15 protein-coding genes are annotated in these 14,167 nt (G+C 33.7%); 1 reads left to right on the top strand and 14 read right to left on the bottom strand.

Translation table 11 applies throughout. The features are described 5' to 3' along the window. Nucleotides 1–70 precede the first annotated feature (70 nt). Nucleotides 71–1,501 carry an adenylosuccinate lyase gene (gene purB, locus Q0E86_RS05790; protein WP_295755240.1) on the top strand — a complete coding sequence of 477 codons (1,431 nt, stop codon included), beginning with the start codon at nucleotides 71–73 and terminating at the stop codon, nucleotides 1,499–1,501. 27 nt (nucleotides 1,502–1,528) lie between these two features. Here the strand turns inward: purB and Q0E86_RS05785 are convergent, their stop codons facing one another. The 14 genes from Q0E86_RS05785 to Q0E86_RS05720 form a co-directional block, all read right to left on the bottom strand. Then, nucleotides 1,529–2,149, bottom strand: coding sequence for a M48 family metallopeptidase (locus Q0E86_RS05785; protein ID WP_295755237.1), 621 nt, complete (start codon nucleotides 2,147–2,149; stop codon nucleotides 1,529–1,531). After that, nucleotides 2,149–2,982, bottom strand: coding sequence for an Mrp/NBP35 family ATP-binding protein (locus tag Q0E86_RS05780; protein ID WP_295755234.1), 834 nt, complete (start codon nucleotides 2,980–2,982; stop codon nucleotides 2,149–2,151). Before Q0E86_RS05780 ends, Q0E86_RS05785 begins: the two co-directional genes overlap by 1 nt. 3 nt (nucleotides 2,983–2,985) lie before the next feature. Further along, nucleotides 2,986–3,888, bottom strand: coding sequence for a tyrosine-type recombinase/integrase (locus tag Q0E86_RS05775; RefSeq protein WP_295755232.1), 903 nt, complete (start codon nucleotides 3,886–3,888; stop codon nucleotides 2,986–2,988). Nucleotides 3,889–3,907: 19 nt separating this feature from the next. Continuing rightward, nucleotides 3,908–4,561, bottom strand: coding sequence for a tRNA1(Val) (adenine(37)-N6)-methyltransferase (locus tag Q0E86_RS05770; protein WP_295755230.1), 654 nt, complete (start codon nucleotides 4,559–4,561; stop codon nucleotides 3,908–3,910). Beyond that, nucleotides 4,558–5,727, bottom strand: coding sequence for a DNA polymerase IV (gene dinB / locus Q0E86_RS05765; RefSeq protein ID WP_295755228.1), 1,170 nt, complete (start codon nucleotides 5,725–5,727; stop codon nucleotides 4,558–4,560). Before dinB ends, Q0E86_RS05770 begins: the two co-directional genes overlap by 4 nt. Further along, a complete protein-coding gene (recN, locus tag Q0E86_RS05760; RefSeq protein ID WP_295755226.1) occupies nucleotides 5,720–7,354 on the bottom strand; it encodes a DNA repair protein RecN in 1,635 nt (544 codons plus the stop codon). The genes dinB and recN overlap by 8 nt, the downstream gene beginning before the upstream one ends. 105 nt (nucleotides 7,355–7,459) lie before the next feature. Next, nucleotides 7,460–8,191 (bottom strand): TlyA family RNA methyltransferase, encoded by a 732-nt coding sequence (locus Q0E86_RS05755; protein WP_295755224.1) that lies wholly within the window; start codon nucleotides 8,189–8,191, stop codon nucleotides 7,460–7,462. Beyond that, complete coding sequence (gene dxs, locus Q0E86_RS05750; protein WP_295755222.1) at nucleotides 8,184–10,046, bottom strand: 1-deoxy-D-xylulose-5-phosphate synthase; 1,863 nt, start codon at nucleotides 10,044–10,046, stop codon at nucleotides 8,184–8,186. The genes Q0E86_RS05755 and dxs overlap by 8 nt, the downstream gene beginning before the upstream one ends. 88 nt (nucleotides 10,047–10,134) lie before the next feature. Beyond that, the gene (locus Q0E86_RS05745; protein WP_295755219.1) at nucleotides 10,135–10,983 is read right to left on the bottom strand and encodes a polyprenyl synthetase family protein; all 849 of its coding nucleotides are present in this window, start codon (nucleotides 10,981–10,983) and stop codon (nucleotides 10,135–10,137) included. Further along, nucleotides 10,970–11,179 carry an exodeoxyribonuclease VII small subunit gene (xseB, locus tag Q0E86_RS05740; protein WP_295755218.1) on the bottom strand — a complete coding sequence of 70 codons (210 nt, stop codon included), beginning with the start codon at nucleotides 11,177–11,179 and terminating at the stop codon, nucleotides 10,970–10,972. The genes Q0E86_RS05745 and xseB overlap by 14 nt, the downstream gene beginning before the upstream one ends. 1 nt (nucleotide 11,180) lies before the next feature. Further along, on the bottom strand, nucleotides 11,181–12,512 hold the full coding sequence (gene xseA, locus Q0E86_RS05735) for an exodeoxyribonuclease VII large subunit (RefSeq protein ID WP_295755215.1): 1,332 nt from the start codon (nucleotides 12,510–12,512) through the stop codon (nucleotides 11,181–11,183). Further along, nucleotides 12,509–12,886 (bottom strand): transcription antitermination factor NusB, encoded by a 378-nt coding sequence (gene nusB, locus Q0E86_RS05730; RefSeq protein WP_295755212.1) that lies wholly within the window; start codon nucleotides 12,884–12,886, stop codon nucleotides 12,509–12,511. The genes xseA and nusB overlap by 4 nt, the downstream gene beginning before the upstream one ends. Then, on the bottom strand, nucleotides 12,887–13,783 hold the full coding sequence (locus Q0E86_RS05725) for a 5'-nucleotidase (RefSeq protein ID WP_367117381.1): 897 nt from the start codon (nucleotides 13,781–13,783) through the stop codon (nucleotides 12,887–12,889). A 35-nt stretch (nucleotides 13,784–13,818) separates the two neighbouring features. After that, nucleotides 13,819–14,148, bottom strand: a complete 330-nt coding sequence (locus Q0E86_RS05720; RefSeq protein WP_295755207.1) for an Asp23/Gls24 family envelope stress response protein — start codon at nucleotides 14,146–14,148, stop codon at nucleotides 13,819–13,821. Nucleotides 14,149–14,167 lie beyond the last annotated feature (19 nt).

Here is a 14,167-nt window from a genome sequence, read left to right as displayed (position 1 = left end):
GTTGAATTTAAAAATTGAAACACATATAATATTGATGTTAGGAAAAAACTAACTAGAATAGGTGGAACAAATGAACGAATATTACCAATCTCCTCTTTCACAGAGATATGCATCTAAGGAAATGCAGGCATTATTTTCAAACGACAAAAAATTTACGACATGGAGAAGACTTTGGATTGCTCTTGCAGAATCTGAAAAAGAATTAGGATTAGATATCACAGAAGAACAAATCGAAGAATTAAAAGCACACGCTTTAGATATTAACTATGATGTCGCAAAAGCTAGAGAAAAAGAAGTACGTCATGACGTAATGTCACACGTATATGCATATGGCGTACAATGCCCAAAAGCTAAAGGAATCATTCACTTAGGAGCTACAAGCTGCTACGTTGGTGACAACACTGATTTGATTATTATGCACGAAGCTTTAGAGCTTGTACAAAAGAAAATTGTCAATGTATTAGAAAAATTAGAAGAATTCGCATTAAAATTCAAAGATATGCCATGTCTTGCGTTTACTCACTTTCAACCAGCTCAACCAACAACTGTAGGTAAAAGAGCTAGCTTATGGGCACAAGACTTATATATGGACTACGTTGAAATCCAACACTTATTAGACAATAAAAAACTATTAGGATGTAAAGGTACAACAGGTACACAGGCAAGCTTTATGGAATTGTTTGAAGGAGATACAGACAAAGTTAAAGCTTTAGATGAAAAAATCTGTGAAAAATTAGGTTACGACCAATATTTCGCAGTCAGTGGACAAACATATACGCGTAAATATGATACACAAGTATTACAAGTCTTAGTTCAAATCGCACAAAGTGCACACAAATTTAGTAATGATATTCGTTTATTACAACATATGAAAGAAATCGAAGAACCATTTGAAAATTCACAGATCGGTTCAAGCGCAATGGCCTACAAACGTAACCCTATGCGTTCAGAAAGAATGGCTGCACTAGCTAACTACATCATTGCCGATTCAATCAACCCTGCAATTACGGCAAGTACACAATGGTTTGAAAGAACATTAGATGATTCCGCAAACAAACGTATTTCAATTGCCGAAGCCTTCTTAGCTACGGATGGACTATTAGATCTTTACTTAAATGTAAGTGACGGTTTAGTTGTATATCCAAAAGTTGTAGAAGCTAACTTATTAAAAGAATTACCATTCATGGCTACAGAAAACATTATGATGGACGCTGTTAAAGCCGGTGGCGATCGTCAAGAGTTACACGAATTAATTCGTCAACACTCTATGGCAGCTGGTCGTGTTGTTAAAGAAGAAGGTAAACCAAACGATTTAATCGATCGTATCGCAGCTGATCCAAAATTTGGCATGACAAAAGAACAAATTCTTTCTATCATGAAACCAGAAAACTTCGTTGGACGTTCTGTTCAACAAACAGAAGAATTCTTCAAAGACTTCATTGATCCAATTCTAGCTAAAGAAAAAGATGCATTAGGAATGCATGCTGCAATTAACGTATAAAAAATCAGAGCTCATTTGAGCTCTTTTTTAATACAAATTTGGGATTGGCTTCTTTTTATTTTCCTTCATAATCTCTTTGTAGTTTGGCATCCAAGTACATAGTAAATCATAGAAATCTTTTGAATGATTCAAATGATACAAATGCGCTAATTCATGAAGAATGATCGCATCCACAAATTCAAGGGGCATGAAGATCAGGTTTACATTGAAACAAATCTTATGTTTACTAGGTGTACAACTTCCCCACTTACTTTTATAAAAGCCATATTGTAAAGAAATATCATGTATATGTAATTGTTCGCAAAAAAATTCAAACCGAAGATCGATATACTTCTTGGTATTTTGTTTCAAGAATTTTTGAATTAAAACTTTATCCGAATACACATACAAATCATGACCATCCACATAACACATTTTTTGATTGATATAATGCAGTCTGTACTCATTTCCTAATAAACAAATTAAATCATTTTCTTTCGATTGAGTATTTTTATCCAATTGATTCTTGATCCAAGCTTCTTGTTCTTGCACAAAATCATCGATGATCTTCTTAGAAACAGTGAAAGGAGCGCTTACACAAACCACTCCTTCAACTACACGTATTTTTATTTTTTTACAATTGGACTTACGATGAAGTACATACTCCATTACGCAATATCTTCTAAGATTTCGGATGCGATATCACTTAGATATGCATCTACTTTTTCTTGTTGCTCTTTAGAATAAGCATTATATTCATTGATATCACGAATCAAATCTAACATTGGAAGTGTTCCATATAATTTTGTACAAGTTGAATTACACAATGTTTCCACATCTTCCTTCTTATAGAATTCAATTCTTTCATGACAATTTGGACATTCTAAGTACGCCATATTTTCAATGATACCAAGTACTTTCACTTCCATCTTTTCACACATGTGACAAGCCTTTTCTACAATCATACTTACCATTGGCTGAGGTGTAGAAACCATCACAACACCCTGTACTGGAATCGACTGCATAATTGTTAGGGCAACATCACCTGTTCCTGGAGGCATATCAATCAATAAGACATCTAAATCACCCCATACAACATCCGTATAGAATTGTTTGACAACACCACCAATCACAGGACCACGCCAAATCACTGGATCGGATTCAGATTGTACCAAGAAGTTTAAAGACATAACTTTAATACCTTCTTTGGATTCAATTGGAATCAATTGTTGTTTTTCGTTTCCATACGCATGTTGGTTTGTTAAAGCTAAAAGTCTAGGAATACTAGGACCTGTAATATCCGCATCCATAATACCAACTTTTAAACCTTTTTTTGCCATAGCCTTCGCTAACATAACGGTAACAGTAGATTTACCAACACCACCCTTACCAGACATTACAGTGATAATATTTTTAATGTGGTTATCTGGATTCGATTGAATTCCACATGTTTCACTGTTCTTACCACATTTTCCTTGAGAAGGACAACCTTCACATGACATATACTACTCCTCCTTTGATTTTTTTATTTTTTGAAAACAACGATCATAAACACTCGATAAACGCTTATCTTGAATATGCGTATAGATTTGCGTTGTAGAAATATTGGAATGGCCTAAAAGCTCTTGTACAATTCTTAAATCTGCATCTCCATCTAATAAATGTGTCGCAAATGAATGTCTGAAACTATGCGCAGATATTTGTGGATTTAAATGTAACTCATTCACTTTTTGTTTGATCATCAAATGAACATATTGCCTTGTACAAACATGACCTAAACGATTCACAAAAAAATACGAAACATTCTTTAAATCCCAAACACAACGAATGGAATCTAAATAATATTTCATCTGTGATACACAATACGAAGATATAGGAATAATTCTTTCCTTATCTCCTTTACCAGAAACTTTTAAGATTCCCTCTGCCAAATGCACATCATTTAGCTTTAATTCACAAAGCTCACTCACACGCAAACCACAAGAATATAATACAACTAATATTGTTTTATTATATTGGTCGATCTCATTGTCTTGAAAAGATGAAAAAACTTTTTTTACCTCATCCACACTCAAATATACAGGTAGATGCTTTGATGATTTCATCCCATGAATTAATAAAGACACATCTTTGATTTCAGGATGCGCAATCGATATCTGTAAATGAAAAGAATGAATACTCGCAATCATGCGATTCAGACTTGACGCAATATGATCCTCGGCATAGACATCCAAAAAGGCTTCAATATCCAAAACGGAAATATCTTCACACTTGGTGATATTTTTTTTACTTAAGAAATCTAAGTAGACCTTGATATCATGAAGATACGATTGTTGCGTTTTTTTCGATTTTCTTTGCACAACACTCAAATATAAACGATAATCCTCGAATGCATCTTTTAATTCCATAAAAGTATTATAACACAAATTAAATATAAATAGGTTCTAATACACTCATATCACAATTAGACTCTTTGATGGCCTCTATCAATACGGATTTCACCTTATTGTCACGATGATCATACGCAAACTGTAAATTACGAATACTAAAGTTATTTTTATATAAAACTTGATTGATCTCATTTAAACGATTTGGTCGATGCACCATATAAAAACGCCCATAACTTTTCAATAGACGATTCGCATGAAAAACCAATTGTTCTAACGTTAGATTTTCTTCCATTCTACCCAAATGACGAAAATTTAAGTGTTCTGGTTGCTGATTCGCATTCATCTTAAAATAAGGCGGATTTGAAACAATGACATCAAACAATTCATCACTATATTCCTGAATGGGTTGATTGACAATTTTAACGGGATGCTCAATAAAGGTATCCGCATTCAATTTAGCCACTTTACTCGTTTCTTCTAATACCTCAACACCCACTAGCTCTTTTACATTAAACTGGTCAAAGTACACTAATAAAGCACCATTATTAGTACCAATATCTAAAATGCGCTCCTGCTTTTTTAAATGCACAAACTGCGCCAATAATTTCGTATCCGTATTAAAACGAAAGTGTTCAGGATCTTGGTATAACTTTAAATCTTCATCAATAAAATAATCCAATGTTAAACTCAATTCGACCCCTCCTTCTTCAATAAATCACTTGCCTTTATAAAACACTTACTATCCATTTTCTCATTTAAACGATTCAATATAAAATCTGTATTTTCTTGTGGCACTTCAAACATGTCAACCTGCTCTACAATTTGTTTGGCATCCTTTAATGAACCAATATGAACACCAATATATCGATATCCGATGGGTTCAAAATAAGCTTCTAATAGCTGCATACAAGCCCCATAGATCATTGGATATGTATTTGAATATGCACTTAAATTCATACTGTGACACACATTATGAAACGCCGTATCTCTTAATGTTAATGTGACAAGTTTTCCTTTTTGATTCTCTCGCTGCATCTTATGTGTCAATTCATTCACAATTGTTTGAAGATTACTACTCACCTCATCAATTGAATATAAATCATTTGAATACGTTCTAGATATTGAAATACTCTTTTGCGTTGTCGAATAACACAAAGCGGCACTTGAATTGCCACGCGCTTTTTGAATCAAAGAATAACTCGATTTACCTAATTTACGCAAAATCATTTGTTCATTCTTTTCATCCGCAAAATCCCCAATCGTATAAATACCCATCTCATTTAAAATAGGTACACTCTTTTTGCCAATACCATGCATTTCAGAAATTTTCAAAGGCCATAGCTTAGTTGAAAGTTCCGATTTTCTAAGTACAGTGATTCCTTTGGGCTTACGCATATCACTTGCCATTTTTGCTAAGAAACGATTGGGCGCCACACCAATCGAACAATTCAAATGACACTTTTCATAAACACCATTTTGAATTTCAAACACCAAATCTAAAGGCCTTTTATAACGCTTGATAATATCCGTTACATCCATATAACACTCATCAATACTGGCAGGCTCAATTTGATGGGTAAACGTCTTTAAATACGCAAAAAACTGAGCCGACATTGAACGATAATACCCATAATCACCTTGAATCAAGACTAAATCAGGACATAGACGCAAAGCTTCATAGACAGGCATTGCACTATGAACCCCATATTTTCGCGCTTCATAATTAGCCGTAGAAATCACGCCACGCTTAGAAGTCGATCCTACCGCAACCGGAAATTCTTTTAAATCAGGATTTTTTATTTCTTCACAACTCGCAAAAAAAGCATTTAAATCAATATGCAAAATCACTCTAGCCATGAATCTTCACCCATAGATCTTGCATGGATTCTTTTGCCTTTACACTCGCTTGCCCACTTGTCATGATGGCTAATTCTTGGATTGTTTGATCATAATCTAGTTCTTGCACACTTGTGATCGTTTCATTAGATGTCGATTTTTTACTAACTAAATAATGCGTATTTGCCATTACGGCAACACTAGCTAAATGCGTGATACATAATACTTGATATTTATTGGATAAAGCCTTCATTTTAGCACCCATCGCAAGAGCTACTTTACCACTAACACCCGTATCAATTTCATCAAAAATAATTGTTTCAATTCCGTTGGAAGCCTGGAAGACCACTTTTAATGCCAACATCAAACGAGAGAGTTCACCACCACTGGCAGATACACTTAAACTCGAAAAATCCTGTCCTGGATTCATGGACACTAAAAATTCAATATCATCAATTCCATTTGAAGATGGTTTCTTTTCTGTACAAGAAATCTTAAAACGAGCATTTTCTAACATCAAATCTTTACAATGTTCCATCACACTCGATTCGAGTTGAGAAAAGACAGCTTTTCTTTTTAATGATAATTCTTTTGCGAACTTCATATAAGCCGCAAAAGATTCTGCTTTTTCTTTTTCCAACTTATCAAACACATCCTGACGATGAATGATTCGATCGATCTTATTCATAATATTTTGTTTAGATTCCATTAAAGATTCATAAGAACCACCATACTTACGATACAGTTTCTTGATCAAATATTGACGGTTTTGAAGGCTATCCAAATCTAAGACATCGCTTGAATGCGTATCACGCACGTGTTTAAGCTCTTCATCGACAGTTTGTAAAGAATAATACAGATTTTTAAATGTTTCTTCATATTCATTTAAAATCGATGATTTTGAAGCTTGTTTATACAAAGTATATAAAGAATCCAAGGCACCATTTTCTTTATCCATTTCATATAAACACGAAGAAAGATCTTCTTTATTTTTATACCAATTTGAAGCATCATGAATTTGTTCATTTAAAGTCTCTAATTCATCTTCTTGTATATTCGCATTTTCAATTTCATCGAGCTGCGCCGTTAAAAACTCCAATTCTGCATCGGAAAACTCTTCATTTTTTAATGTTTCTAATTCATTTAAAATATTTGAATATTTAGAATATGAATCTTTAACACTCGATTTTAAATTCTCAACGTTGGCATAACTATCCAATAATTCCATTTGAAGTTTTGTATCCATTAAACGATATGTATCCATTTGCGAATGAACATCCACTAATAAATTGACGATTTTACGAACAAAAGAAAGCGTTGTGATCTGTTGATTGATACGTACAGTACTCTTATTATTATTTAAAATTGTACGAGAAATAATCACTTGATCATCTACTTCAAAGCCATTCTCTTCTAAAATCGAATTTACTTTTTCATTCGAAGTTAAAACCATAGATAATATGGCCTTATCTTTTCCATTACGAATCACATTGGATTTAATGCGATCTCCACTCAAATATCCAATCGCATCAATCAATAATGATTTACCGGCACCTGTTTCTCCGGTAATCACACTCATTCCATTTGTAAAATCTATGATACAAGATTCGAATAATACATAATCTTTTACTGACAATTGTTCAATCACAAAACCACCTCAAGTCTACTTATTATTTTAACTTAAATTCAAAGGAAAATAAACGATTATAATCCATTGTGAAACCACAAATAAAAAAATAAGAATATCTTCACATTAAGATACTCTTAAATCTTTGGCATACACCATATATTCTTGATTGCCACTTCTTCCTTCTAGAATACTTGGCATGGCTTCAACACTTTTATAATACTGAAATAAAAATGCTTTTACATCTTCTACAATTTGTAAGGCAAGCTTAGAATTCTTAAGCACTCCATGCTTATTCAAAGCAGCAGGCCCACATTCAAATTGAGGCTTTACAAGAATCGCAATATGAGCTATGGATAAAACTTTTAGTACATGCTCTAAAATGGTCTTACAAGATATAAAACTTACATCCATACACATAAAATCAATCGATTCATCAAACCATTCAGGAATGATTTCACGAGCATTGTGCCCTTCCATTTTGATGACACGAAAATCTTGGTCTAATTCTTTTGCGAGTTGTAGATGACCCACATCCAGTGCATATACTTTTTTAGCGCCATAACGAAGACAAACATCGGTAAAACCACCCGTACTCGCTCCAATATCAAGTACAACTTGATTAGAAATATCGACATTGTACTTGTCAATACACCCTTTTAATTTAAAAGCACCACGAGATACAAATTCATCTTCTGTATGTGTTACGACAATATCATCTTCCTCACTCACTAAAAAACTCGCTTTTGTGATGACTTTTCCATTGACACTGACTTTACCTTCTTTAATCATATCCTGCGCTTTTGCACGAGAGGATATCGTCTTAAGTAAAGCTTTATCTAAACGTATCTTATCCATGTTTCTCTAATTCCTCAAATAAACACTCTGTACTAATACCTTCTTGAATACGTAAAGAACGAATAGAACCATGACATACATAGTGATCATCAATACCTAATATATGAATCTTTTCATCGCGTGTATTCATATATTCTAAAATAGCACTGGATAGTCCTCCAATTTTAACATCCGTTTCATATACCGTAATCGGAAGTTCCATCTTTAATAAATCTTTCATCATAACTTCATCTATCGGTTTAAAGAAACGTGCATTCACGACAAGTAAACCAATTTGATTTTCTCTTGCCTTATTGATCACATGATCTACATCCGGACCATACGTGATTACGATTTGTGTAGGTGTTCCAACTACAAATTTTTCCCAAGAACCAATCGGAATCAATGAATACGATTTATTTTTGGCATACAACGCATTTCCTCTAGGATAACGAATACAGAATGGTTTCTTAGATTCAAAAGCTGTATATATCATATTCTGCGCTTCCTTGGCATCTTTTGGTTGCGATAAAATCAAATTAGGAACGCTTCTAAGCATGGCGATGTCAAATACACCTTGATGTGTTTCACCATCATCACCAACTAAACCACAACGATCGATCCCAATCACAACAGGTACATTCATTCTTGCCATGTCATGATTAACTTGATCATAAGCTCTTTGCAGGAATGAAGAGTAAATACTTACGAATGGTTTTAACCCACCTAGTGCCATTGCACAAGCCATTGTAACGGCATGTTGTTCTGCAATACCACAATCAAAGAAACGATCTGGAAACCGTTTTTGAAATTCTAATAACTTACTTCCCTGCGCCATAGCCGGTGTAATCGCAACGATTGTCTTATCTTTTTCAGCAAGATCCATTACAGTATTAGAAATCACTTGTGACCATGAAATTTCATTTGGTGGTAAAAGACTTAATGATTTTCCTGTAGATACATCAAAAGGACTTACACCATGCCACTTTCCAACCTTATCTTGTTCGGCATATTTATAACCTTTACCCTTTTGTGTTAATACATGGACTACAATAGGTCCATCATGTTCTTTGGCAGCTTCAAAAACCTTAATTAAACTTTGAATATCATGACCATCTACAGGTCCCATATAGTCTAAATTAAATTCTTTAAATAAAGGCGCATCAATCACTTCATCTTTGATTTTATCTCTAAAATGAGACAGTGTGTTTAATACATTACTACCTAATTTGTTCGATTTTAAGTTATTCTTTACATCATGTTTTAAATCAATATATAAATGGGATGCACGAATATCCGTTATACGTTTTTCAACTCCACTATAATTCTTTGAAATTGACATATTATTATCATTAAATATGATGACCATCTTCTTTTGTTTAGAGCCAATATCATTTAATGCCTCTAGTGCCATTCCACCTGTCAATGATCCATCTCCAATTAAGGCGATGACATTATAATCCTCATGTTTTAAATCGCGTGCAATCGCATAACCGAGTGCAGCCGATAAAGAAGTTGAAGAATGCCCGGCTTCCCAACAATCATATTTACTTTCACTACGCTTTTGATAACCTGAAAGACCACCTTTTTTGCGTAATGTCGCAAATTGAGTGGATCTTCCCGTTAATATTTTATGTGTGTAACATTGATGTCCAACATCAAAAATCATTTTATCTTTAGGTGAATCAAAGACATAGTGCATAGCCACTGTGACTTCAACAATACCTAAGTTACTTGATAAATGACCACCTGTTTTTGAGATTGAATCAATCAAAAAGGAACGAATATCATCACACAATTGTGTAAGTTCATCGATTGACATATCCTTGATTTGACTCGGTGATTCAATATCATACACTTGACTAATCTTTTTCATTATAAATCCCTCGTTAAAAAAACTAGTCCGCTAAAGACTAGTTTTAGCTACTATTAATATAACTCTTTTTGTGAAAAATTTCTATATATTAATATGTACGCTTTAATAAAGTATCCAATACTTTTGTGAATGCTGTTACATCACAACTGACTTGATCCAATGACTTACGAATGGTTTCATCATAACTTTTAACCATGTCTCTAGCTCCTTCAAGACCTAATAAAGATACAGCAGTTACTTTATGATTATCTTCGTCACTCAATGATTTTCCAACTACTTCTTCACTTCCAGTCACATCTAAAATATCATCCTGCATCTGAAATTCAAGACCTAAGACAAGACCAATTTTACGGAAGTGGTCAATATCATCAAATTTATTTGCCAAAATACAACCACATACCAAAGGCAAAGTTAATAATTTACTTGTCTTATAGTGATCAATTTCTTGTAATAGGGCAAATGTTGGATTCTTATCGTTTTCAGCCTGCAAATCTAATGTTTGACCATAGATCATACCATCAATACCTGCATACCAAGAAAGTGCTTTAACTAATGCTACTTTTTGTTTTGCACTACATTCACTATCTAATACCACTTCAAAAGCTTTCGTAAGTAATCCATCCCCTGCAAGTATAGCTGTAGCCTCATCATAAGCTTTATGACAACTTGGTTTACCACGACGTAAATCATCATTATCCATAGCTGGAAGATCATCATGAACTAATGAATATGTATGAATCATTTCAATGGCACAAGCACAAGGATATCCAACATGAGCGTCGATTCCATAGCCTTCTAGTACCGAAAACAACAACATAGGACGAACTCTTTTGCCACCATTCATCAATGAATAGGCCATCGCATCTTTTGTGCGACTATCATCATTTTCTTGTACACGCATCAATAAATAATCTTCAAATTCTTTATTCACCATCATCTTGATTCACCTCCATCAACTGATCCATCTTCGTTTCAAATTTCTTCAATTGCTTTTCACATTGAGCACTCAATTTTAAACCCTCTTCAAATAATGACATTGCCTCTTCTAGCTCTAATTCATTATTATTCAACAACGCCACAATTTCATCTAATCGTTTCATGGCTTCTTGAAATTTCAATTGTTTTGCGGCCATTTTATTCCTCCTTGCATGATGTAATACAAGAAGTAATCACACCATCATGCACTCTAGTTACCATTATATCATCACAAGTGACTTCACTCACGCTTTTAATCACTTTATCTTCTACTTTAGAAATACTATATCCTCTAGAAAGAACTTTTAAAGGAGAATATGCATCGAGCAAAGCACAATCTTTTTTAAGTACATGCCTTGCTTCTTGTATTTTATTAGACATACTCACTTCTAATTTTTCGGGAACTAAAGAAAGTCTTTGTTTAGAATCCTTTAAAATTTGATTCATGCTAAAACTTAGCTGTTCCTTATAATTCTGGATTACATTTATCTTTTGAAGTTCTAAAGAAAGCGCATGTTCCATTTGTGTATGATATGCATCTAATTTTAATTGTTTATCCACGATAAAAGCTTTTGGATCTTTTAAATACGGATGACTCTTATAATATTCTAATTTTGATCTATAACCATTTAAAATCAAAGACATATTACGACAAAGTAGATCGCGATTTTTTAAAACTTTATCCATCACTTCATACTGATCTAAAGTTACCCATTGAGCAGCTGCTGTAGGTGTTACACTTCTATGATCACAGACAAGATCACATAGAGTCGTATCTACTTCATGACCTACTCCAGAGACAATATAAGTATTTAAACTATAAATTGTTTTTATGAGTTCTACATCATTAAAACAAAATAAGTCTTCAAAACTTCCTCCACCACGAACGATCAATAAGGCATCATGTCCACAAGTATCCGCCTTTTTCAAAGATTGAATCAAACTTTTAGGTGCAAAATTACCTTGTACTAAGCTTGGATATAAAGTCACTTTCATCATCGGCCAACGCCTTTGAATCGTTGATAAAACATCTTGTAAAGCAGCCGCACCTGCGCCTGTAATCACACCAATATTTTCAATATATTCCGGTTTTGTTTTTTTATGATTTTCATCAAAATAACCAGCTTTTAAAAGGTCTTGTTTTCGCTTTTCAAACTCTAAATAAAGATCGCCTAGTCCATCTTGTTTCATTTGGCGAATGACAAGCTGTAAACTTCCTCTTTGTTCGTATACATTAATACTTCCAGAAACTAAAACGCGCATGCCTTCTTGTACATTAAAATTTAATCGCGATACATAGCTTGAAAACATAACACAACTCATTTCACCACTTTTATCTTTTAAAGAAAAATAATAGTGTCCAGATCTGTGCTTTGTAAGGTTGCTGATTTCACCTTGAATCCAGATACCATCTAGATCCATAGTTTGTGTTAATACATTTTTTATACGAGCAATAACACTTGAAATACTTACAACCATTTCATTTCTCATAGTTGGTCAAGAACTCCATTTAATAATTTGTATGAGTTATCATCGCAATATTTTTTTGCCAATGTAACAGCTTCGTTGATGACAACAGCCTTTGGAGTATCATTAGCTAAAATTTCCTGGAAAGAAATTAATAAAATTGCTTGTTCTAACATACTTAAACGATCAAAATCCCAATCATCACGTAATAATTCATTGATTTTTTGTTCAAAAGCTTCTTTGTTTTCAATCGTTCCCATTGTTAAACTGTATAAATATCCATCAATGTCATTTGAACCTTTCATTACGTCAAATACGCATTTACGAATATCCTTTCCTAATAATAAGTGTTGGTATACACTTTGCATCGCAATTACACGTTGTTCATGTCTATTCATCTACATTTCTCCTTCTCTATATGGTACACGAGCACTCGGCACTACATCACTTGCAGGGCCTGCATGCACGTCTTGATCATCAAAAAATATGTTGGCACCAAAACAAGCTAAGACATCCGCTTTTTTAGCACCTTGCATGAAGAATACTTCATCCACGACAATATTCCATGCTCTTAAAGTCTTGATCACACGAACTCCCGTATCTTTGTTTCGGGCGGTGACAATGGCTGTTCTTAATACATTTAAATCTTTCGTTTCATTTTGAAGCCAAGATAAACTCTTTAATAACGAAGCCATAGGACCTTTTTTCAAGGCTACATCTTGATTTAGAATTTCATTTTCAGTAAAAGCTTCTAAACCATGTTCTTGGTAGATCTTTTCAGATTCTGCCGAAAATAAGACGGCATCTGCATCAAAGGCAATACGAATCTGATGATCTGGAAAGTTATATTTTGTATCTCTGGCATAGATCATACCGGCCGCAAAGCCAGCATGGATCGCGTTGGATACATCATTTTCATTACACGACAAGAATAAATCAACACCAAAAGCCGATAAATAACGACTGATGTCTTCTCCACCACTTAAAACCATACGACCAATATCCATATTATAGTGCTCAAGTGAATGGATAATACGCAAAGACGTATCTGCACTATTTCTAGACATCACGATGACTTCAACCAATTTTCGTTTGGCCAGTTTATTGATGTTTAATAAGTTTTGTACTAACGTAAAACCACTTCCAGGACTTAATACATCATTCTCGTGAACAATTTGATATTCACGATATGCATCCAATCCTTCTTTTTCAAAAACTTCATTCTCTTTTTCTAAATTAAACAAAGCTCTTGAACTAATACCTACCACAAGATAATTTTCAAAAGATACACTCATAAATTTTAAAAAAAGGAAACCTTTGAAAGATTTCCCTAAAAAATAAATCCAGTAACCTGAATTTCGATGGCTTCAGGCTTAAAGTCTGTCATATAAGAAATACTTTCAAAGATCTTGTTTTGTAGATTTAAACATACGTCACTCACATTTGACTTGTGATTGACTTTAACAGGAATCGATAATGTCAATTTATTATCATCCACTCTTGTGACAATTCCTGTTTTAAATGGTTTTGTTCCCTGGGCAATCTGTACATTTTCATCTTCTTCGATTACGTTTTGTGCGATTGTAGAAAAAACTGTCTTATTTAAAGAAATAACACCATATTCATTTCCTGGTTCTAGTTCAATATATTCTTTCGCCATAATTTCACCTTCACTTCTC

The sequence above is a fragment of the uncultured Holdemanella sp. genome (assembly GCF_934754935.1).
GTDB lineage: Bacteria > Bacillota_I > Bacilli_A > Erysipelotrichales > Erysipelotrichaceae > Holdemanella.
This window is presented reverse-complemented; position numbering and strand designations above follow the sequence as displayed.

Coding starts and splice junctions, on each gene's coding strand:
- purB (WP_295755240.1), top strand. CDS start 71: ATGAACGAATATTACCAATCTCCTCTTTCACAGAGATATGCATCTAAG.
- Q0E86_RS05785 (WP_295755237.1), bottom strand. CDS start 2,149: ATGGAGTATGTACTTCATCGTAAGTCCAATTGTAAAAAAATAAAAATA.
- Q0E86_RS05780 (WP_295755234.1), bottom strand. CDS start 2,982: ATGTCATGTGAAGGTTGTCCTTCTCAAGGAAAATGTGGTAAGAACAGT.
- Q0E86_RS05775 (WP_295755232.1), bottom strand. CDS start 3,888: ATGGAATTAAAAGATGCATTCGAGGATTATCGTTTATATTTGAGTGTT.
- dinB (WP_295755228.1), bottom strand. CDS start 5,727: ATGGCTAGAGTGATTTTGCATATTGATTTAAATGCTTTTTTTGCGAGT.
- Q0E86_RS05755 (WP_295755224.1), bottom strand. CDS start 8,191: ATGGATAAGATACGTTTAGATAAAGCTTTACTTAAGACGATATCCTCT.
- dxs (WP_295755222.1), bottom strand. CDS start 10,046: ATGAAAAAGATTAGTCAAGTGTATGATATTGAATCACCGAGTCAAATC.
- Q0E86_RS05745 (WP_295755219.1), bottom strand. CDS start 10,983: ATGATGGTGAATAAAGAATTTGAAGATTATTTATTGATGCGTGTACAA.
- xseB (WP_295755218.1), bottom strand. CDS start 11,179: ATGGCCGCAAAACAATTGAAATTTCAAGAAGCCATGAAACGATTAGAT.
- xseA (WP_295755215.1), bottom strand. CDS start 12,512: ATGAGAAATGAAATGGTTGTAAGTATTTCAAGTGTTATTGCTCGTATA.
- nusB (WP_295755212.1), bottom strand. CDS start 12,886: ATGAATAGACATGAACAACGTGTAATTGCGATGCAAAGTGTATACCAA.
- Q0E86_RS05725 (WP_367117381.1), bottom strand. CDS start 13,783: ATGAGTGTATCTTTTGAAAATTATCTTGTGGTAGGTATTAGTTCAAGA.
- Q0E86_RS05720 (WP_295755207.1), bottom strand. CDS start 14,148: ATGGCGAAAGAATATATTGAACTAGAACCAGGAAATGAATATGGTGTT.